Source organism: Gemmatimonadota bacterium (assembly GCA_016713785.1).
GTDB lineage: Bacteria > Gemmatimonadota > Gemmatimonadetes > Gemmatimonadales > GWC2-71-9 > JADJOM01.
In genome coordinates this window covers 1,100,279-1,120,984 of record JADJOM010000003.1, presented here as the reverse complement: position 1 = coordinate 1,120,984, position 20,706 = coordinate 1,100,279, and the positions used below count along the sequence as shown (strand labels likewise).

Sequence of the window (20,706 nt, the reverse complement as noted above, 5' to 3'; positions counted from 1 at the left end):
TCTTCCCTGAGGAGTGTATGGACACGTTCAAGGCGATGGCGGCATACAATCACGAACAGCTGGTGCTCTGCCACGAGCCGTCGTCCGGCTACTACGGCATCATCGCGATCCACGACACCACCCTGGGGCCCGCCCTGGGCGGCACCCGCTTCTGGCACTACGGGTCCACCGAGGAGGCCATCACCGACGCGCTGCGGCTAGCGCGGGGGATGAGCTACAAGTCCGCGGTGGCGGGCCTCAACCTGGGCGGCGGCAAGTCGGTGATCGTCGGGGACAACAAGCGGAAGGACCGGGAGGCGGTGTTCCGGGCGCACGGCCGGTTCATCGAGTCCCTCAAGGGCCGCTACATCACCGCCGAGGACGTCGGGACCAGCCCCGCCGACATGGAATACGTCCGCATGGAGACCAGCAGCGTGGCCGGCCTGCACGGGCGATCGGGCGATCCGTCCCCGGTGACGGCGTACGGGGTCTACGTGGGCATGAAGGCGACGGCCAAGGTGCGCTGGGGCTCCGACAGCCTGGCGGGCAAGAAGGTGCTGGTCCAGGGCTGCGGCAACGTGGCCCGGACGCTGTGCGAGCACCTGCACGCCGAGGGCGCCAAGCTGACGGTGACGGACATCGACGCCGAAAAGGTGAAGCGGGTGGTGCAGGCCACCGGGGCCGAGGCGGTGGCGCCCGAGAAGATCTATGACGTGCCCGCCGACATCTACTCCCCCAACGCCCTGGGGGCCACCGTGAACGATGATACCCTCACGCGGCTCAAGGTGGAGGTCATCGCGGGTGGCGCCAACAACCAGCTGGCCGAGGAACGGCACGGCGACGAGTGCGAGCGGCGGGGCCTGCTGTACGCCCCCGACTACGTCATCAATGGTGGCGGGGTGATCAACGTGTATGGGGAGCTGATGGGCTGGGACCACGACCGCGCCAAGCGGAAGGCGGCCCAGATCTACGACACGCTGCTCAGCATCTACGCCACCGCGCGGGAGCAGAAGATCCCGACCTACCAGGCGGCCGATCACGTGGCCGAGGCCCGCATCCGCGGGGTGGGAACGATCGCCGGGATCCGGGTGTAGCGCGCCCCGGGGCAGGGCGGGGCGGCCTGGCCGCCCCGGGTTCCTGCCCCTTACAAAACCACTTGAATTTTTATACACTTCCCCATGCCTGAAGTCATCCCGATTGGCGCCGACCACGCCGGCTTTGCCCTCAAGGAGCGGCTCAAGCAGGAACTGGCCGCGCTGGGCTACGCGCCGCTCGACCTCGGTACCCACTCCGCCGACAGCACCGACTATCCCGACTACGCGCATCCCGTTGCAGCACGGGTGGAGCGGGGCGAGGTTGCGCGGGGCATCCTGCTCTGCGGGACGGGGCTGGGGATGGCGTATGCCGCCAATCGGCACCAGGGGGTGCGGGCGGCGGTGGCCTGGACCCCGGACGTGGCCCGGCTGGCGCGGGCCCACAACGATGCCAACATCCTCGTGCTGCCCGCCCGCTTCGTGAGCGAGCAGGACGGGCTCGACATCCTGCGCGCGTGGCTGGACACCCCGTTCGAGGGTGGCCGCCACCAGCGCCGGGTGGAGAAGATCGAACCCTGAAGGGAGACGTCATGCCGCTGGACCACAACGCCTCGCTCCGCCACGCCGATCCCGAGATCGCGCGACTGATCGACGGGGAGCTGCACCGCCAGCAGTACGGCCTCGAGCTCATCGCCAGCGAGAACTTCGCCAGCCGCGCCGTCATCGACGCGATGGGGACGCCGCTCACCAACAAGTACGCCGAGGGGTACCCTGGCAAGCGGTACTATGGCGGGTGCGAAGTGGTGGACAAGGTGGAGCAACTCGCCATCGACCGGGCCAAGCAGGTCTTCGGCGCGGACCACGCCAACGTGCAGCCGCACTCCGGGGCGCAGGCCAACTTCGCGGCCTTCATGGCCTTGGCCAAGCCGGGCGAGACCATCATGGGCCTGGCGCTGCCGCACGGCGGCCACCTTTCCCATGGCGCCGCGGTGAACCACAGCGGCGCGGTCTGGCGGGCGGTCCAATACGGGGTGAACCCGGCCACCGGCCGGATGGACTACGACCAGATCCGCGACCAGGCGCGGGCCGAGCGCCCGAAGATCCTGATCGCCGGCGGGAGTGCCTACGCGCGCATCATCGATTTCGCCGCCATGCGCTCCATCGCCGACGAGGTGGGCGCCTCGCTGCTGGTGGACATGGCGCATTTTGCCGGGCTGGTGGCCGGCGGGGTCCATCCCTCGCCGGTGCCGCACGCGCAGGTGGTGACCAGCACCACGCACAAGACGCTGCGGGGTCCGCGCGGCGGCATCATCCTGTGCATCCAGGAGCTGGCCGCGGCGGTCAACAAGTCGGTCTTCCCCGGCACCCAGGGCGGGCCGCTCGAGCACGTGATCGCCGCCAAGGCGGTGGCCTTCGGTGAGAACCTGACGCCGGATTTCAAGCGTTACGCGCGGCAGGTGGTGGAGAATGCCCGGGTGCTCGCCGAGGCCATGATCGAGTGCGGCTTCGCGATCGTCTCGGGGGGCACCGACACCCACCTGATGCTGGTGGACCTGCGGCCCAAGGGCCTCACCGGCAAGGAGGCCGAGGCGCTGCTCGGCCGGGCAGGGATCACGGTCAACAAGAACACCATTCCCGATGACCCGCAGTCGCCCTTCGTGACCAGCGGGATCCGCCTGGGCACGCCCGCGCTTTCCACCCGGGGCATGGGCCCGGCCGAGTTCCGCCGGATTGCGCGCCTCATCGACGAGGTGCTCACCCGCCGGGACGACGCCACGATCGCCCGCGTCAAGGGCGAGGTCGGGGACATGGCGCGAGCGTTCCCCCTTTATGCTCCGCGTCGCGCTTGACCCCCCGGCGTCCGGGTCCTAGGATTCCGATGCCTATGACCCGGGCCCCCCTCCCGCGCCATGCCTGACGTGCAGTTCTCTCCTGACGTCCTGGCGCGCCTGCGCGCCGGCGATCGCCGGTACGACGAACGCGCCTACCTGTTCGTGCTGGCGGCGATCGAGTTCCTCCAGACCCAGTTGACCGCACGGCGGCATGTTTCGGGGGCCGAGTTGTCGTGGGCCTGTCGCGATTTCGCGGTGCGCCAGTTCGGGCTGCTGGCGCCCGACGTCCTGGGGTACTGGGGCGTGCGGCGCACCGACGATTTCGGGCGGATCGTGTTCACCCTGGTACGGGCCGGCCTGCTCTCCACGCAGCCGGCCGACCGCGAGGAGGACTTCGCGGCGGTCTACGAGTTCGCCCAGGCGTTCGGCGAACCCTATGCCTGGGAGGGCGTGGCCGCCCTGACCGCAGGCGCCCCGTGCCCGGACGAGGTCTGACGCCAGCCCGGAAGAGGGACGATGGACATGCGTGAATGGCCAGGATGCCGGAAGTGCGTGCAAGGAATGCTCATCCCGCTGTCCGACTACGGCCGCGACGGTGCCCCCATCACCTACAAGGCGTGGGTGTGCACCAATCCGGATTGCGGCTTCAACCTCCGGATCGACAACGGCGAGATCTCGATCGGCCGCGCGATCGGCTTCTCCACGAAATAGCCCGGGGGCCGGGCGGCGGGGCCAGTCGCCATGTCTCTCCCCATCCTCTCGCCGGACGAGAGCGCGCGCTGGGACCACCGGGCCGAGCAGGCCGGGATGGCGCTCGAGACGCTGATGGATGCCGCCGGCCGTGCCGCCGCCCAGGTGCTGGCGGCGCGCTTCGGGCACCGCACCGGCGGCGGCGTCCTCGTGGCCGTGGGCCCCGGCAACAACGGCGGTGATGGCTGGGTACTGGCCCGGGCGCTGCACCGACTCGGCGTGCCCGTCTTCGTGGCGCCGGCGCCGGGTGAACGCTCCTCCCTCAATCAGCGGGCGGCCCTCCGCGCCCAGGCGGAAGGCATCCGGACCGTCGAGCCCGACGGCCCCTGGCCCCAGGCGCAGGTAGCCGTGGATGCCCTGCTCGGCACCGGCGCCCGCGGCGTCCTCCGTCCCCCCATCCGGGCGTTGGTCGAGCGCCTCAACGACCTTGCCGTCCCGATCCTCGCCATCGATGGCCCCACCGGGGTAGACCTCGGCACCGGCGCGAGCCACGGGGTGCTGGTGCGCGCGGAGTTGTCGGTCTCCTTCGGAGGCCTGCGCCGCGGCCACCTGCTGGCCCGCGAGGAGTGCGGCAGCGTGATCGTGGTGGACATCGGACACCCCGACCCCGATCCCGCGTGGCCGGTCCTGTTCACCGAGGCGGAGGCGGCCCGCACCCAGGATCGGTTCGGGGCGCGGGACCACAAGGGGCACCGGGGCCGCATCGTGGTGGTCGGCGGCGAGGCCGGGATGAGCGGCGCGCTCCGCCTCGCGGCGCGGGCGGCGTTCGCCGGCGGGGCCGGACTGGTGCATGCGGTCGCGCCCGACGCCACCATCGATGCGCTCATGGCGGCGGAGCAGGACCTGCAGACCCTCCGCCACGGCTTCACCACACCACTCGCCCCCGCGCTGCTCGCGCTCCTGGGGCAGGCGGATGCCGTGGTGATCGGGCCGGGGCTGGGCCGGGGAGCGGGGCGCCGGGAGTTCGTGGCCGCACTCGCCACGGCGAGCGCCCCGGCGCCGCTGGTGCTCGACGCCGATGCGCTCAACGCCTTTGCTGATGCGCTCCCCGACCTGGCCCGGCTGGTGGCGGGGCGGCCCGCCCTCCTCACCCCGCATATCGGCGAGTTCCGTCGGCTGTTCCCCGACCTGGGCGAGGGTCTCGAGGCGGACCCCTGGACGGCCGCGTCCGCAGCCGCTGCCCAGGCGGGGTGCGCGGTGCTGCTCAAGGGCGTCCCGACGGTGGTGGGACATGTCCAGGGTGCTCCCCTGACGATCGCCGCCGGGAACCCCGGATTGGCCACGGGCGGCAGCGGAGACATCCTCAGCGGCCTGGCGGGCACGGCCCTGGCCCAGGTACAGCACCCCGCGGCCGCCGCCGCGCTGGCGGCGCTGGCGCTCGGGCGGGCGGCGGAGCACGCGGCACGGCGGGTCACCGCCCGCGCCCTGCGGCCGATGGACGTGCTCGCCGCGCTGCCGGAGTTGTGGCGCGCCTGGGAGGTGCTGCGCACCACGTCGGCCGTCCCACGCCCGCCGATCCTGCTCGAGCTCGAGGCACCACAGCGATGGTAGCCTCCCGCGGTCGGGCCGGGTTGCCGCTGCTCCTGTTCCTGCTGCTGCTGCCCGACGGACTTGAGGCCCAGGGCCGGGAGTGGGCGCCCGCCGATCGCGCCGTGATCGGCGAACTGGGCCGGATCAACGCCCTCGCCAGCAGCCGCGACCGGGTCTACGTGGTCAGCCCGGCCGGTATCCTGGAGTTCGATCCCCAGTCGCGCCGATGGAACGGTCCCTGGCAGCCCCCCGGCGACGGCCTGCTCGCCGGCGTCACCGGTGCCCTGGCCGACCCGCTCGACGGTTCGCTCTGGATGGTGCTCCCCTCCGGCTGGATTCGCTTCGATCCGGGCATCCAGAGCTGGGAGGACGGCACGGTCCCCGGCCGGGTCACCGACGCGGCCCTGGACGCGCTGCTCCCCGCGAGCGGCCTGTTCCTGCGCACCAGCGGTGGCTGGTATGTCGCGCAGCGCGGCGGCTTCGCGACCTCGAGCGCCGCACCCCAGCGACCGGTGAGGATCACCACGGCGGAACAGGTGCTCCGCACGGTGCCCGCCATCCAGGCGTCGGCGGCGGCGCTCCGGGTGGAGGGACGCCTGCGCGACGTGCGGCTCACCGCCGCCGCCCGGGCCGATGGATTCCTCGGGCTCGGCTGGTTCCTCGGCACCGATGGAGTAGGCCTCCTCTACTACGCGGATGGGGCGGGTCTCCCCGAGCGATTCCCGCTGGGCCTCCCCGCGGCGCGGGTCGAAGCGCTGTTCCCCGGGAACGGGGGTGTCTGGGCGGTCACCCCCCGTACAGCGCGGGCCGATCCGGCGCTGACCTTCGTGGCCAGCGATCTCGGCCAGTTCCGCTCCTTCCAGGGACCCACGGCCCGCGGCCTCCCGTTCACCGAGGCCCGGCGCATGGTGGGGCGGGGCTCCGAGTTGTGGCTCGCGACCGGCAACGGGCTGGTCCGGATCAACCCGCGTGACGAGGACGCCCGGGTGTTCGATGAAGCCCGCGGCCTGCCGGATGCGCGCGTCCTCGACCTGGCCCAGCGGCGGGGGAGAATCGCGGTGGGGACCCTGCATGGGGTGGCACGCTGGGACGACTCGACGGGCCTGCGCACACTGGCCCCGGAGTTCACCGGGGCCGCCGCGGCGGTGGAACTCTCCGGCGACACCGTGTGGGTGGGAACCGATCGAGGTCTCTTTGCGGCACTGCCGGAGCAGCCGGACCTGTTGCAGCCGAAGGCGCTGCAGGACGGCCTGAGCCTGCAGGCACCGGTTGTCGACCTCGCATGGCGAAGCGACACCCTGGTGGCACTCACCCGTGACCGCCTGCTCTGGCGGGATCCGGGCACCGGGCGCTACAGCGCCGGGCCGCTGCTCGGGGCCGGGCTCGGGCAGCTGCACACGGTGGTCAATGGGGCCGGCGGGCTCTATGTGGCCGGGGAGCGCGGGGTGGGATTCGCCACGCTGGCGACGCCGCTCCGCCGCGCCCTCGCCACGCCGGGCGACCTGCCGGGCCGGGTGTACGACCTCGCGGTGGACGACGACTACCTCTGGGTGGCCACCGAGGCCGGGCTGGTCCGCTTCCGGCGCGACCTGGTGGGGCGATGATCACCTCCCAGCTCGGCCCGGGGGGCGAGTTCGACCGGATCCGGCGGATCGCCGCCGCGCTGGGCCCGGTGGCCCACGGGCTCGGCGACGATTGCGCCATCCTGCCGGCGGGGAGCGGAGAGGTCGTGCTGAGCGCCGACCTCTCCGTGGAGGGAGTGCACTTCCGGACCGACTGGCTGAGCTTCGAGGAGATCGGCTGGCGGGCGGCGGCGGGGGCGCTGTCCGACCTCGCGGCCGCGGGGGCCACGCCGGTGGGGCTCCTGGCGAGCGTCGGTGCGCCGCGCGGCGTGGACGAGGTGCGGCTGGTGGAGCTGATGCGGGGGGTCGGGGCCGCCGTGGCTTCCGTGGGCGGCGTGGTGCTCGGCGGTGACCTGAGCGCGAGCCCGCACTGGCTGGTGGACATCACGGTGGTGGGACGCGCCCCGCGCCCCGTGCCGCGCAACGGGGCCCGTCCCGGCGATGGGATCTGGCTGAGCGGCACCCCGGGCCTGAGTCGGGCGGCGCTGGTGGCGTGGCGGCGCGGTGCCGCGCCCGAATCCGCCGCGCGGGAGGCCTACGCGCACCCGGTGCCGCGGATTGCGCTGGGAATGGCGCTCGCGGAGGCCGGGGCCCGCGCCATGATCGACCTGAGCGACGGCCTCGCCGGCGATGTGCGTCACCTGGCCGCGGCCTCGCAGGTGGCCATCACGCTCGACCTGGAGCGGATCCCGATCGCTGCGGCGGTGCGCCAGGCGGCGGGGACCGCCGAGCCACCCGCCGTGTTCGCCGCCACCGGCGGCGAGGACTATGAGCTCCTCGCCGCGCTGCCGCCGGCGTTCTCCGACCCGGAGGGCGCCGAGCTGGCCGCGCGGTGCGGGCTGCCGCTGACGCGCGTCGGCGTGGTGACCGCAGGGAAGGGGGTCACGCTGCGGCTCGACGGACAGCCGGTGCAACTGGGCGGATACGATCATTTCGCATGATCGCGGCGCTGCGCTACATCCTCAGCATGTGCTGCTGCACGGTACATCACGCCGCCCGCATCGTGCTGGCGGCCGGGCGCGGGGAGCCGTACACGCCGGGCGGCATCTTCGACGAGGGGCCCCGGCAGTACGCCCGTGACCTGGTCCGCATCAACGGGATCACCCTCCGAGGCGAGGGGCTGGAACGGGTCGAGGGTATGGGCCCCTGCGTGTTCGTCGCCAACCACCAGTCGTGGCTCGACATCCTCGCGCTGCTGGTGCTCCTGCCCGGGTCGGTGCGCTTCGTGGCCAAGAAGGAACTTGGGCGGGTGCCCCTCTTCGGGCCGGCCATGCGCGCGGCAGGCCATATCGAAGTCGACCGGCGTGACCTCCGCTCGGCGGTCTCCGCCTACGAAGCGGCGGGCCGGGTGATCCGGAGCGGATTCTCCGCCCTGGTGTTCCCCGAGGGGACCCGGAGCCGCGACGGCCGGCTGCTGCCGTTCAAGAAGGGGCCGTTCGTGCTGGCCATCGTGGCCCAGGTGCCGGTCGTCCCGGTGGTCATCCTGGGGAGTCACGAGGCCCTCCCGCGCGGGAGCGTCCGGCCGCGGCCGGTGCCCATCACCGTCCGCCTGGGCGGACTGATCCCGACGGCCGGGCTGACGTACGCCGACCGGGATACCCTGGCCGGGCGGGTGCGGTCCGCCATGCTCGCCCTCGGTGCGCGGGAGTAGGTCGCGCCCCCGCCGGCCGCCCTTGGCGCACGCCCCCGCTGCCGCTTACGTTCCCCCCGTCGCAGGGTCCGACCCCCCCAAACCCCAGGTCCCATGTCCACCATCATCGAAGTGCACGGTCGCGAGATCATCGACAGCCGGGGCAACCCCACCGTCGAGGCCGAGGTCGTCCTGTCCAGCGGCGCCACCGGGCGCGCCGCGGTTCCGAGCGGCGCCAGCACCGGTGAGCACGAGGCGGTGGAATTGCGGGACGGGGACGCCAAGCGGTACCTGGGCAAGGGTGTGCTCGAGGCGGTGCGGAACGTGAACGAGGTGATCGGGCCGCGGCTCGAGGGCATGGCCGCCGAGGACCAGGTCTCGATCGACCTCGAGATGCTCGACATGGACGGCACCCCCAACAAGAGCCACCTCGGCGCCAACGCGATGCTGGCGGTCTCGCTCGCCGTGGCGCGGGCGGCGGCCCAGGACGCCGGCCTGCCGCTCTACCGCTACCTGGGCGGGCCGCTGGCGCGGGTGCTGCCGGTGCCCATGATGAACATCCTGAATGGCGGGGCCCACGCGTCGAACAACGTGGATGCGCAGGAGTTCATGGTGGTCCCCATCGGCGCCGACACCTTCGGCGAGGGGCTGCGCATGGGCGTGGAAGTCTTCCACGCGCTCAAGAAGGTCCTGACCAGGATGAAGCTGTCCACCGCCGTGGGCGACGAGGGCGGATTCGCCCCGATGCTGCCCTCGAACGAGGCGGCGCTCGACGTGGTGATGGAGGCCATCCAGGCCGCCGGCTACGAACCCGGCCGCGACCTCGCGATCGCCCTCGACGTGGCGGCTTCCGAGCTGTTCCAGGACGGGGAGTATGTCTTCAAGAAGGGCGACGGCAGCCGGCGCCCCGCCTCCGGCATGGTCGACCTCTACGCCGCCTGGGTGGACCGGTACCCGATCGTCTCGATCGAGGACGGGCTGGCCGAGGACGACTGGGACGGGTGGAAGCTGCTCACCGACCGGCTGGGCGACCGCTGCCAGCTGGTGGGCGATGACCTCTTCGTCACCAACGTGGACCGGCTCTCCCGCGGCATCGAGCAGGGGGTCGGGAACGCGGTGCTGGTCAAGGTGAACCAGATCGGCACCCTGACCGAGACGCTCGAGTGCATCGAGATGGCCAAGACCGCGGGCTATGGGTCCATCATCTCGCACCGGTCCGGCGAGACCGAGGACACCTTCATCGCCGACCTCGCCGTGGCGGTGGGGACCGGGCAGATCAAGACCGGCAGTGCCAGCCGCACCGACCGGATCGCCAAGTACAACCAGCTGCTCCGCATCGCGGAGGAGCTGGGGGACATCGCCCAGTATCCCGGGCGGGACCTCTACGCGCTGTGAGCCGGGCCCGGCTGGCCACCCTGGGCGTCCTGCTGGCGGCGCTGGCGGTGGCGCTCTTCGGCGGCGAATACGCGATCCATGACTGGCTGGCGCTGCGCCGCGACACGCGCGCGGAACAGGCGAGGATCGACCAGCTGACGGTCGAGGTGGATTCGCTCACCCGGTACCTGGGCCAGCTCGGGTCGGACCGAAGGCTGGTGGAGCGCCTGGCCCGCGAGAACATGGGGATGATCCGGCCGGGGGAGTTCCTGTACCGGATCGAGCCCGACAGCCTTGACGGGCGCTAGGTCCGCTGGGTAGGATATCCGCCCCAAGGCTGGGTAGCTCAGGTGGTTAGAGCACGGCACTCATAATGCCGGGGTCGGCGGTTCGAATCCGCCCCCAGCTATCCGCAGGGCCCGGACTCCCGTCCGGGCCCTTCGCGTTCCCCCGCGCCCCATCCCGAGGCAGGCGATGTCCGCTGGCATGCTCGGCCTTCTGCTCCTCCCGGGGCTGCTTGGGGGCCAGGATACCGCCGCGCGGATCCCCGTGACCTTCGCCCGGCATCCGCGTCTGGTGGCCGCCGCGCGGGTGCTGCTGCAGTCTCCGGCGGGCCGCGCGGTGCTCGAGCGCTACGCGGCCTCGGGTTATGCGATCGTCTTTGCGGACGCCTCCGGCCGCGAGGCCAACGCCGCGAGCGACCTGGCTCGCGCCGCCGGCCGCGCCCCCGACTTCCTGACCGACCACCGGGGCCAGCAGGTCATCCTGTACAACGACACCCTGACCCCCGTGCTCCTCGCGGTGGGGCTGACCCACGAGATCGTGCACGTCGTCGGGAACGCCGCCGCGGGCACGCGTCGGCTTGGGGAAGAGGAGCTGATCGCCTGGAACGCCGCGCTCGACTACTTCCTCAGCCTGCCCGCGTCGCTGCGCACCCAGGCCGAGGCCAAGTATGGGCCCTACGCCCGGTGGCGCGCGGCGCAGCCGTTGCAGTTTGCTGAGAGCCTGCGCTGCATCTACCCGAATACCCCCGGCTGCCCGGTCCCGGCCCATCCACCGGTGCCGCCGATTGGGGCCGGTGTCACCGCCGACCCATCCCCCTGACCTCCCGGCCCCCACGCGAGCCAAACCAATCCGGGCCGGGTGGCATCCGATGGGGGTCCTCGCTCCCGCGTAACGCGGGCGGGGTCTCAACCGGGACAATTCAGGGGAGGTCGCAATGCTGATGATCGGGAAGTGGGCCGCGGTGGCGGCCCTTGGGCTGGGCGCCGCGAGGGCGGTGGGCGGTTGGGCGGTCGTGTCGGTGGAGAACCCTCCGGAGGTGCTCCGGGCCGGCGCCACCTACCGGCTCGAATTCACGGTGCGGCAGCACGGCGTCACCCTCCTCGACGGGCTCAGCCCCCATGTCCGGGTGGCGGATGCTGCGGCCCGGGCAGCGTCGGGCAGGGGCCAACCGGATCGCGGCAGAGCCCACCGGGTCCAAGGGCCGGTACGCCGCCACGTTCACGGTGCCGCAGGGGGATCGGGTGCTGCTGACCGTCGAGTCGGGATTCGGCCGGGGGCGGCGGACCGAGCTCACGCTCCTGCCGATTCGCGTGGTGCGGGCCGGCGAGTCACTCGCCGCCGCTGTCCCGGCGGAACGTGGCCGGCAGCTGTTCGTGGCCAAGGGGTGCGCCAGCTGCCACCTCAACGGCGACATCGAGGAGTTCGGGCAGGCCAACGAGAGCCACGCCTTCGGTCCTGAGCTGACGGGTCGGGCGCTCGAAGCCGCGTACGTCAGGCAGCGGATCACCAACCCGGCGAGCCTGCCTCCCATCGGGGAAGGGACCCTGCGCATGCCACGCCTGGACCTGGCTGCGGCGGACGTCGACGCGCTCGTGGCATTCCTCAGCCGGCCGCAGGAGCGGGCTGCCCAGTAGTCCGCTCCCCGCAGCGCCTTCCCCCGGGGGCCCGGCCGGATCGGTCGGGCCCCCGTGCCTTGGAGGGACGCATGGGTGGCCCCACTGGGCGGCATCGGGTAGAATGCACCCTGGCGCGGGGGTGCCGCCGATCACCGCTGGAAGTGCCGGTACCCAGATAGGTTATCCCCGCCTCCGGCCCCGGGAATGTCATGAACGCGACCTGCCGCACGCTGCTCCGCCTCACCCGCCACCCCTCGCTCTTCGGCCTCGCCCTGCTGGGTGCCTGTGCCTCCAGCTCGCGCCAGGATCCGGTCGTCCCCGGGCCTGTGGCCGTGGTCGAGGTCTCACCGGCGGCGGACACCGTGTTCCTGTCCGGGCACATCCAGCTGGTCGCCGTGGCCAGGGACTCCGACGGGACCGTCCTGGCGGGCAAGACCTTCACCTGGCAGAGCAGCAACGGCACGCTGGCCTCGGTCACCTCGACCGGCCAGGTCGTCGGCCTCGCGGCGGGGCAGGTCACGATTTCGGCCACGACAAGCGGGATCAGCGGCGGCGCGGCCGTCCTGGTGCAGGCGGCGCCGGCCGGGAGCGTGGTGATCACCCCGGGCGCGGATTCGGTGGCCGGGGGCAGCGTGCTGCAGCTCGGGGCGCAGGTGCGGAACGCCGGCGGGCAGCCCATCACCGGGGTGACGGTGAGCTGGACCAGCGCCAATCCATCGGTCGCCACCGTTACCCAGGCGGGATTCGTCACGGGCGTCAGCAACGGCACGACCGGCATCATCGCGAGCTACAACGGGATCGCCGACACCGCCACCGTCAAGGTCCGTGGTGCCTTCACCCGTGCCGACGGCGGCCGGGTGGCGCTGACTGACCTGGGAAGCGCCAGCTACCAGGGCTTCAGCGGGCTGCTGTACCCGGGTTCGAATGCCCTCCCCGCCGCCCACCTGGCCGCCGGCGTCGCGCTGGCCAACCAGGTGGTGCCGCTCGACGCCGCCGGTACTCCCTCCGCCAGCGGCAAGGTGGTGCTGCTCTCCATCGGCATGTCCAACGCCACCCAGGAGTGGTGCACCAAGTTCGCCGGCGATCCGTGCAACGCCTGGTCCTTCACCGGCCAGAGCCAGGGGGTGCGCCGGAGCACGGTGAAGGTGGTGAACGGGGCGCACTCCAGCTCGACGGCCGAGGTGTGGGTCTCGGCCGCCGGGTCGGAATACCAGCGGGTCCTCGACTCGGCGCTCACGCCTGCGGGGGTGACCGAGAAGCAGGTGCAGGTGGTCTGGCTCAAGCTCGCCCTCATGCACCCGACCTCCTCGCTGCCCCGGGCGGATGCCGACGCCTTCCAGGTCCTCACCGACGGCGGGCAGATCCTGCGGGCGCTGCGCACCCGCTACCCCAACCTCAAGCTGGTCTTCGTGGCGAGCCGGATCTACGCCGGCTACGCCACCACCACGCTCAACCCGGAGCCATACGCCTATGAGGGCGGCTTCTCGGTAAAGTGGCTGATTGAGGCGCAGGTCCAGCAGATGGCGGCGGGCGGCAGTATCGTGAACCCGGTTGCGGGCAACCTCAATTACAGCACCGGTGCCGCCCCCTGGGTGGGCTGGGGGCCGTACCTCTGGGCCAACGGCACCACGGCGCGCTCCGACGGGTTGCAGTGGTTCCCGGCCGACCTCGAGGCGGACGGAACCCACCCCTCCGACCAGGGGGAGGCGAAGGTGGCCGGCCTGCTGCTCGATTTCTTCTCCACGTCGCCCGTGGCGCGCTGCTGGTTCATCAGCGGCGCCACCTGCCCCTGAGCCGGGACCGGCCGGGGCCGCGCGGGCATCATCTCCACCGAGGTGCGCGATGAGTCTGCCACGGTTGATCCTCTCCGGTCTCCTCCTGCCGGCCGCGCTGGCCCCGGCCCTGCTGGGCCAGGCCGTCAACCGGCCCGCCGCCGCGCCGCCGCCGGCGGGCGCCGCCATCACGAAGAGCTGCCCGGTGCTCCGGGCCGCCACCGCGGCCCGCGCCCGCCCGCGCGCCACCCGCGGCCCCACCGTCGAGGGGATCACCGAGTACACCCTGCCGAACGGGCTCCGGGTGCTCCTCTTCCCGGACCCGTCCAAGCCGACGGTGACCGTCAACGCGACCTACCTGGTCGGGTCCCGGCATGAGGCGTACGGCGAGACCGGCATGGCCCACCTGCTGGAGCACCTCGTCTTCAAGGGCACGCCCTGTCACCGGAACATTCCGCAGGAGCTGTCCGAGCACGGCGCCAATCCGAACGGCAGCACCTGGTTCGACCGCACCAACTACTTCGAGACCTTCGCCGCCACCGACGCGAACCTGGCCTGGGCGCTCGACCTCGAGGCCGACCGGATGGTGAACAGCTACATCGCCCGCGAAGACCTCCAGTCGGAGTTCACGGTGGTGCGCAACGAGTTCGAGATGGGGGAGAACGACCCCGGCTCGATCCTCGAGGAGCGCGTGATGTCCACCGCCTTCCTGTGGCACAACTACGGCAACTCCACCATCGGCGCGCGCGCCGACCTCGAGAACGTGCCGATCGAGCGGCTGCAGGGCTTCTACCGCAAGTACTACCAGCCCGACAATGCGATCCTGGTCGTGGCCGGCAAGTTCGATGAGGCGAAGACGCTGCGGCTGATCGAGGAGAAGTTCGGCCGCATCCCGCGGCCCGCCCGCACCGGCGACATGAAGCTCTGGCCCACCTACACCCTCGACCCGACCCAGGACGGCGAGCGGGAAGTGACCCTGCGCCGCGTGGGCGACGTGCAGGTGCTGACGGCCGTCTACCACGTGCCGGCCGGCTCCCACCCCGACTTCGCCGCGGTGGACGTGCTGGCCCGGGTCCTCGGCAGCCAGCCCTCGGGACGGCTCTACCAGGCGCTGGTGGTGCCCAAGAAGGCGGCCAACGCCTTCGCCTTCGCGTATCGCCTGCGCGAGCCGGGGGCACTGCTGGCCACGGTGCAGGTGCGCAAGGAGGACCCGCTCGGCCCGGCGCGTGAGGCGCTGCTGGACGCCCTCGACGCGGCGGTGAGCGACCCGGCCACGGCCGAGGAGGTGGAGCGGGCCAAGGTGGAGATCACCAAGAACACCGAACTCCTCATCAACAATTCCGAGCGGGTGGCGCTGACCCTCTCCGAGTGGGCCTCCATGGCCGACTGGCGCATGCTGTTCCTCCACCGGGACCGGGTCAAGCAGGTGACCCCGGCCGACGTGCAGCGGGTGGCCGCCGCCTATCTCAAGCCCAGCAACCGGACCCTCGGCACCTTCCTCCCCACGGAGAAGCCGGACCGGGCGGAGATGCCGGCCACACCCGACTGGATCCCGGTCGTCACCGCGTATCGCGGGGACACCGCCGTGACCCAGGGCGAGGCGTTCGACCCGAGTCCCGCGACGATCGACCAGCGCACCGCCCGCCACCGCGTCGGCGGGCTCGCGGTGGCGTTCCTGCCCAAGCGCACCCGCGGCGGCTCGGTGAACGCGAGCCTCTCGCTCGACTTCAACGACATGGAGGGGGCGCGGGGCAAGCGCGCCATCGGTTCGCTCACCTCGCAGATGCTGCTGCGCGGCACCCGCTCGAAGAGCCGGCAGCAGATCAAGGACGAGTTCGACCGGCTCAAGGCGCGGGTCGGGGTGTTCGGTGGGTACGACGCGGCCAACGCGCGCATCGAGACGGTCCGCGGCAACCTCCCCGCGGTGCTCCGGCTGCTGGGCGAGGTGCTGCGTGAGCCGGCGTTCGACGAGAAGGAGTTCGGCGAGCTGAAGCAGCAGTCGCTGGCCCAGCTCGAGGAGAGCCGGTCGGATCCGCAGGCGCTCGCCTTCACGGCGTTCGAACGCTACCTGAGCCCGTACCCGAAGGACGACCCGCGCTACCGGCCGACCATCGAGGAACAGGTGGCCGAGCTCTCCGCAGTGACCATCGAGGACGTCCGCCGCTTCTACGCCGAGACCTACGGGGCGGGGCATGCCACCCTGGCGCTCGTGGGCGACTTCGACCCGGCCGAGATCACCCCGGTCCTCACCGCGATCTTCGGCGAGTGGAAGAGCCCGCGGCCCTGGGTGCGCATCCCGAGCGCGTTCCACGACCAGCCCGCCACCAGCATCGCGATCGAGACCCCGGACAAGGCCAACGCCATGTTCCTGGGCGGGATCAACCTGAACCTCCGCGACGACGATCCTGACTACGCCGCGCTGCTCCTCGGCAACGAGGTGCTCGGCGGCGGCTTCCTCAACTCCCGGCTGGCCACCCGCATCCGCCAGAAGGATGGGATCAGCTATGGCGTCGGGTCGTTCCTCAGCGTCTCGTCGGAGGACAAGGCGAGCCGCTTCATGGGCTACGCGATCTACGCGCCGGAGAACGCGGCCAGGGTCGAGGCGGCCTTCCGCGAGGAACTCGAACGGGTGGCCCGGGAGGGGATCACCCAGGACGAACTCGACAAGGCGCGCCAGGGGTGGCTGCAGAACCAGCAGGTGGGTCGCTCCAACGACGGCCAGCTCTCCGGCGACCTCCAGGGCAAGGTGTACCTGGGGCGGACCATGGCGTTCGACGCGGACCTGGAGCACCGCGTCTCGGGCCTGACCCTCCAGCAGGTGAATGGGGCGCTGCAGCGCTACCTCGACCCTGCCAAGCTGACGGTGGTCAAGGCGGGCGACTTCGCCAAGGGGCGCCAGCCGGCCAGTCCCTGAACGGCGGCGGGTTCGGGGGCGGGGCCGGGTGGCGGGGAACCGCCCTCCCGGCCCCGTTCCCCTTTCCCCCCCCGGCTTTCCCCGTAGCTTTCCCCCATGCCCTCGCGGCCTTTCTACTACCGGGTCACCGACGGACTCCGGATCACGGTCCGGCCGGTCTACCTGCCCGAACGGTCCAACCCGCTCAAGCAGCAGTACGTCTTTGCCTACTTTCGTCCGGATCGAGAACCTCGCCGGATCCACCGCGCAGCTCCGCTCCCGCCGGTGGCGCATCCACGACTCGATCGGCGAGGAAACCGTGGTCGAGGGGGAGGGCGTGGTGGGCGAGCAGCCGGTGCTGGGCCATGGCCAGGTCCACGAGTACCAGAGCTTCTGCGTGCTCAAGTCCGACAGCGGCACCATGGAGGGGGAGTACCTCTTCGTGCGGGAGGACGGCTCGACGTTCGAGGCGGCGATTCCGCGCTTCCCCCTCGAGGCCAGGGAATCGGCGGAGCCGCTGCACTGAGATGAACCTCGAGGCCTGGTTCCTCGCCACGCTGGAGCGCCTCCGCCCGGCGCCCGGTCCGGTCCTGCTGGCCATCTCCGGCGGCGTCGACTCGATGGTGCTGCTCGAGCTCATGGCCCGCACCCGTGCCGGGCACGGACGCGCCCTCCTCGTGGCCCACGTAGATCACGGCATTCATCCGGAGAGCACCGTGCCCGCGGCACTCGTGGCTTCCCGGGCACGGGCGCTGGGCCTGCCACTGGTCCAGACACGGCTCCATCTCGGCCCCGAGTGCAGCGAGACCGCGGCTCGCCGCGCCCGCTACGCCTGGCTCCGGGCGGAGCGGGTCCGTCAAGGCGCCCGGTGGATCGTGACGGCTCACCACGCCGACGACCAGCGGGAAACGGTGCTGATGCGCGCCCTGCGCGGCAGCGGCCCCGCCGGGCTGGCGGGGATCGCGCCCGCGAGGGGAGGCCTCCTCCGCCCCCTCCTGGGCGCCTCCCGGCGTACCCTCCTGGGCTACGCGAGCGCGCGGGGGCTCGACTGGTGGGAGGATCCCGCCAACGCCAACCCCGCGCACCTGCGGTCGTGGCTCCGCGCGCAGCTGCTGCCGCCGCTCCGGGACCGGCTCCCGGACCTCGACCGCCGCCTCGACCAGACCCGGCGGCACGCCGCCCGCCAGCGCCAGGCGTGGCGGGCCGCCCTCCGGCACTGGCCCGGGCTCTCGGTGCGGATGGAGCGGGGCGGGGCCTCCCTGGCCGTCGACGTGCTCGACGGACTCCCCCCGTCGCTTCGCCTCACGCTGGTGGAGGCCTTGCTGCGCCAGCTGGGCGCCCCCGTCTCCCCGGCCCGGTTGCGGCGGGCCCTGCCGGCGGTGCTGGCGGGACCCAGTGGCGCCCAGGCGCCGCTCGGGGCGCGGTGGCTGCTGGAGCGCGCCTTCGAGCGGCTGGCGGTGGTTCCGCCCGAAGGGCCCGAGCCCATGGGCCTGGAGCTGGCGTCGCCCGAGGGGGAGGCGAGGTGGGGGCCCTGGCACCTGCAGTGGACCCTCGACACCGCCCCTCATCGGCAGCCCCGCGACGGAGCGACCGCCTGGTTCATCCCCGGTGAGCTCGCGGTCCGGGCCTGGCGTGCCGGCGACCGGCTGGCGCCGCTGGGCGGCACCGGACACCGGCTGGCGGTGCGCTGCTTCCAGGATGCCCGCATTTCTCAGGGGGACCGGCGGCGCTGGCCGCTGATCGAAGGGCAGGGCAGGCTGGCGTGGATCCCAGGGGTCTGCCGCTCCCGTGAACTGCTGCCCGAGCCCGGCGCTCCGGCGCTCCGGATCGATGTCCACCCCGCTCCATGACCCCAGGGCGGGGAGCCGCCCGCTCCGCCGGGTCGTCTTCGACGAGGCCGCCATCGCCGCGCGGGTCCGGGCGCTGGGGCAGGAGATCACCCGGGCCTACCCGGAGGGCGATCTGCTGCTGGTCGGGCTCCTCAAGGGGAGCTTCGTGTTCCTCGCCGACCTGGTCCGGAACATTGAACGTCCCCTGGCGGTGGACTTCCTGGTGGCGAGCTCCTACGGGACCAGGACGGTCTCGAGCGGGGAGGTCCGGCTGCTCTACGAACCGGCCTCCCGGCTGGCGGACAGGCATATCCTGCTGGTTGAGGATATTATTGATAGCGGTCGAACCCTGGCCTCCCTGATGGACCGGTTGCGGTCCCGGGGACCTCGGAGCCTCGCGGTCTGCGCGTTGCTGGACAAGCGCATCGCACCCCCCCTGCCGGAACTTCGGTTCGTGGGGTTCACGGCCCCGCCGGCATTCCTGGTGGGTTACGGCCTGGATCACGCGGAGGATTTCCGGCACCTCCCGTACATCGCGGAAATGGGTTGAATGGCTGAACGATTGCCGCCGGGCCCGCCCCGAGCTGATTGGCGGAGCCTGAGCAAGAACCTGGCGCTGTGGCTCCTGGTCGCGCTCGTCGCGATGGCGCTCTTCCAGCTGATGAACAGCCAGAAGACGTCCATGCAGGAGTTCACCTATACGAACTTCAAGCAGCAGCTCGCCGCCGGGAACGTGAAGAACGTCACGGTCTACGACGGCAAGCAGCTGGAGGGCGATTTCGTCAACCCGGTGCCGCAGGACGGGCGGCCGGCCAAGTCGTTCGTGGTGCTGCTGCCGATCAAGGACAGCGAGCAGATCCTGGGCGAGCTGGAGCGGGCCAACGTGCAGGTCTCGGCCAAGGAGCCGAAGATCGGCGTGGCCAACTTCCTGCTCGCGGCGCTGCCGTGGATCGTGATCATCGGGCTGTGGGTGTTCCTGCTGCGCCAGCTGCAGGCGGGCGGGAGCAAGGCGTTCAGCTTCGGGAAGAGCAAGGCCAAGCTGCTGGCCGGCGACACCCCGAAGCTGACCTTCGCCGACGTGGCCGGCGCCGACGAGGCGAAGGTGGAGCTGCAGGAGATCATCGAGTTCCTCAAGGACCCGGGCAAGTTCACCCGGCTCGGCGGGCGGCTGCCCAAGGGCGCCCTGCTGGTCGGGCCCCCGGGCACCGGCAAGACCCTGCTCGCCAAGGCGGTGGCCGGCGAGGCGGGGCGGCCGTTCTTCTCGATGTCCGGCTCCGACTTCGTCGAGATGTTCGTCGGCGTGGGCGCCAGCCGGGTCCGCGACCTCTTCGAGCAGGGCAAGGCGCACGCTCCCTGCATCATCTTCATCGACGAGATCGACGCCGTGGGCCGGCACCGCGGCGCCGGCCTGGGCGGCGGGCACGACGAGCGCGAACAGACCCTCAACCAGCTGCTGGTCGAGATGGACGGGTTCGAGTCGAACGACGGCGTGATCCTCATCGCCGCCACCAACCGGCCCGATGTCCTCGACCCGGCGCTGCTGCGGCCCGGCCGCTTCGACCGCCAGATCGTGGTGGACGCCCCCGACGTGCGCGGTCGCGAGGGGATCCTCCGGGTGCACACCCGGAAGATCCCGCTCGCCGCCGACGTGACGCTCGAGACCATCGCCAAGGGCACCCCGGGCATGGCGGGCGCCGACCTGGCCAACCTGGTGAACGAGGCGGCGCTGCTGGCCGCCCGGCGCAACAAGGCCCTCGTCGACATGCAGGACTTCGAGGACGCCAAGGACAAGGTGATGCTCGGCGTGGAGCGGAAGAGCCTGGTCCTCTCCGAGGACGAGCGCCGCCTGACCGCCTACCACGAGGCGGGCCACACCGTGGTGTCGCTCAAGACGCCGGGGTCGGACCCGATCCACAAGGTCACGATCGTTCCCCGCGGGCGCGCGCTCGGGCTCATGATGTCCCTGCCCGACAAGGACCGCTACGGCCAGACCAAGGAGTGGCTCCTCGGCCGGCTGGCGATTGCCTTCGGGGGCCGGGTCGCGGAGGAGCTCATCTTCGGCCCCAACAAGGTGACCACCGGCGCCGGCAGCGACATCGAGCAGGCCACCGCCATCGCCCGGCGGATGGTGACCCAGTTCGGCATGTCGGAGAAGATCGGCATGATGGCCATCGGCGACCGCGAGCAGGAAATCTTCCTGGGCCGCGAGTTCGGGCAGCGGCGCGAGGTCTCGGAGCGCACCGCCCAGGTGGTCGACGACGAGGTGAAGCACTTCCTCGACGAGGCCCACGAGAGCTCGCGCCGCATCCTGCTGGAGCACCGGGTGCTGCTCGACCGGATCGCCGCCACGCTGCTGGAGCGCGAGACCATCGACCGCGAGGACATCGACCTCCTCGCCGAGGGGAAGGACCTGCCCCCGGTGGCGAGCCCGCCGCCCTCGCCGCCCACCGCCGTGGCCACCGCGCCGCGGCCGGAGCGTGAGGCGCAGCGGACCCCGATCCTCGGGGTGCCGCCCGCCGAACCGATGGGCGCGTGATCGCCCGTCGGCTCCCGCTGCACT

At 72.0% G+C, this 20,706-nt stretch carries 18 protein-coding genes, 1 tRNA gene and 1 pseudogene; all 20 read left to right on the top strand.

Translation table 11 applies throughout. The features are described from left to right. Positions 1–17 precede the first annotated feature (17 nt). Positions 18–1,073: a Glu/Leu/Phe/Val dehydrogenase gene (locus IPJ95_13060; protein ID MBK7924535.1), complete on the top strand. Its 1,056-nt coding sequence runs from the start codon at positions 18–20 to the stop codon at positions 1,071–1,073. An 84-nt stretch (positions 1,074–1,157) separates the two neighbouring features. Then, entirely contained in the window at positions 1,158–1,592 is a 435-nt protein-coding gene (rpiB, locus tag IPJ95_13055; protein MBK7924534.1) for a ribose 5-phosphate isomerase B, read from the top strand. A gap of 11 nt (positions 1,593–1,603) precedes the next feature. Next, on the top strand, positions 1,604–2,863 hold the full coding sequence (locus tag IPJ95_13050) for a serine hydroxymethyltransferase (GenBank protein MBK7924533.1): 1,260 nt from the start codon (positions 1,604–1,606) through the stop codon (positions 2,861–2,863). Between the two features lie 60 nt (positions 2,864–2,923). Beyond that, entirely contained in the window at positions 2,924–3,340 is a 417-nt protein-coding gene (locus tag IPJ95_13045; GenBank protein MBK7924532.1) for a hypothetical protein, read from the top strand. 21 nt (positions 3,341–3,361) lie between these two features. Beyond that, positions 3,362–3,556: a hypothetical protein gene (locus IPJ95_13040; protein MBK7924531.1), complete on the top strand. Its 195-nt coding sequence runs from the start codon at positions 3,362–3,364 to the stop codon at positions 3,554–3,556. Positions 3,557–3,586: 30 nt separating this feature from the next. After that, a complete protein-coding gene (locus IPJ95_13035) occupies positions 3,587–5,146 on the top strand; it encodes an NAD(P)H-hydrate dehydratase (GenBank protein ID MBK7924530.1) in 1,560 nt (519 codons plus the stop codon). Next, positions 5,140–6,729 carry a hypothetical protein gene (locus IPJ95_13030; GenBank protein MBK7924529.1) on the top strand — a complete coding sequence of 530 codons (1,590 nt, stop codon included), beginning with the start codon at positions 5,140–5,142 and terminating at the stop codon, positions 6,727–6,729. Before IPJ95_13035 ends, IPJ95_13030 begins: the two co-directional genes overlap by 7 nt. Next, complete coding sequence (thiL, locus tag IPJ95_13025) at positions 6,726–7,688, top strand: thiamine-phosphate kinase (GenBank protein MBK7924528.1); 963 nt, start codon at positions 6,726–6,728, stop codon at positions 7,686–7,688. The genes IPJ95_13030 and thiL overlap by 4 nt, the downstream gene beginning before the upstream one ends. Then, entirely contained in the window at positions 7,685–8,398 is a 714-nt protein-coding gene (locus IPJ95_13020; GenBank protein MBK7924527.1) for a 1-acyl-sn-glycerol-3-phosphate acyltransferase, read from the top strand. The genes thiL and IPJ95_13020 overlap by 4 nt, the downstream gene beginning before the upstream one ends. 93 nt (positions 8,399–8,491) lie before the next feature. Further along, positions 8,492–9,772 (top strand): phosphopyruvate hydratase, encoded by a 1,281-nt coding sequence (gene eno / locus IPJ95_13015; GenBank protein MBK7924526.1) that lies wholly within the window; start codon positions 8,492–8,494, stop codon positions 9,770–9,772. Next, positions 9,769–10,059: a septum formation initiator family protein gene (locus tag IPJ95_13010; GenBank protein MBK7924525.1), complete on the top strand. Its 291-nt coding sequence runs from the start codon at positions 9,769–9,771 to the stop codon at positions 10,057–10,059. The genes eno and IPJ95_13010 overlap by 4 nt, the downstream gene beginning before the upstream one ends. A 27-nt stretch (positions 10,060–10,086) precedes the next feature. Continuing rightward, a tRNA-Met gene (locus tag IPJ95_13005) sits at positions 10,087–10,160 on the top strand. 77 nt (positions 10,161–10,237) lie between these two features. Further along, positions 10,238–10,855: a hypothetical protein gene (locus tag IPJ95_13000; GenBank protein MBK7924524.1), complete on the top strand. Its 618-nt coding sequence runs from the start codon at positions 10,238–10,240 to the stop codon at positions 10,853–10,855. 299 nt (positions 10,856–11,154) lie between these two features. Further along, positions 11,155–11,670, top strand: a complete 516-nt coding sequence (locus tag IPJ95_12995) for a cytochrome c (protein ID MBK7924523.1) — start codon at positions 11,155–11,157, stop codon at positions 11,668–11,670. Positions 11,671–11,861: 191 nt separating this feature from the next. Further along, complete coding sequence (locus IPJ95_12990) at positions 11,862–13,445, top strand: Ig-like domain-containing protein (protein ID MBK7924522.1); 1,584 nt, start codon at positions 11,862–11,864, stop codon at positions 13,443–13,445. A gap of 49 nt (positions 13,446–13,494) precedes the next feature. Next, a complete protein-coding gene (locus IPJ95_12985; protein ID MBK7924521.1) occupies positions 13,495–16,338 on the top strand; it encodes an insulinase family protein in 2,844 nt (947 codons plus the stop codon). A 96-nt stretch (positions 16,339–16,434) separates the two neighbouring features. Then, positions 16,435–16,843 (top strand): annotated as a pseudogene (apaG, locus tag IPJ95_12980) (Co2+/Mg2+ efflux protein ApaG). Between the two features lies 1 nt (position 16,844). Beyond that, positions 16,845–18,167, top strand: coding sequence for a tRNA lysidine(34) synthetase TilS (gene tilS, locus IPJ95_12975; GenBank protein ID MBK7924520.1), 1,323 nt, complete (start codon positions 16,845–16,847; stop codon positions 18,165–18,167). Beyond that, positions 18,148–18,696, top strand: a complete 549-nt coding sequence (gene hpt, locus IPJ95_12970; GenBank protein ID MBK7924519.1) for a hypoxanthine phosphoribosyltransferase — start codon at positions 18,148–18,150, stop codon at positions 18,694–18,696. The genes tilS and hpt overlap by 20 nt, the downstream gene beginning before the upstream one ends. Further along, complete coding sequence (gene ftsH, locus IPJ95_12965) at positions 18,697–20,682, top strand: ATP-dependent zinc metalloprotease FtsH (GenBank protein ID MBK7924518.1); 1,986 nt, start codon at positions 18,697–18,699, stop codon at positions 20,680–20,682. It abuts the gene before it with no gap. The last annotated feature ends 24 nt before the right edge of the window (positions 20,683–20,706 follow it).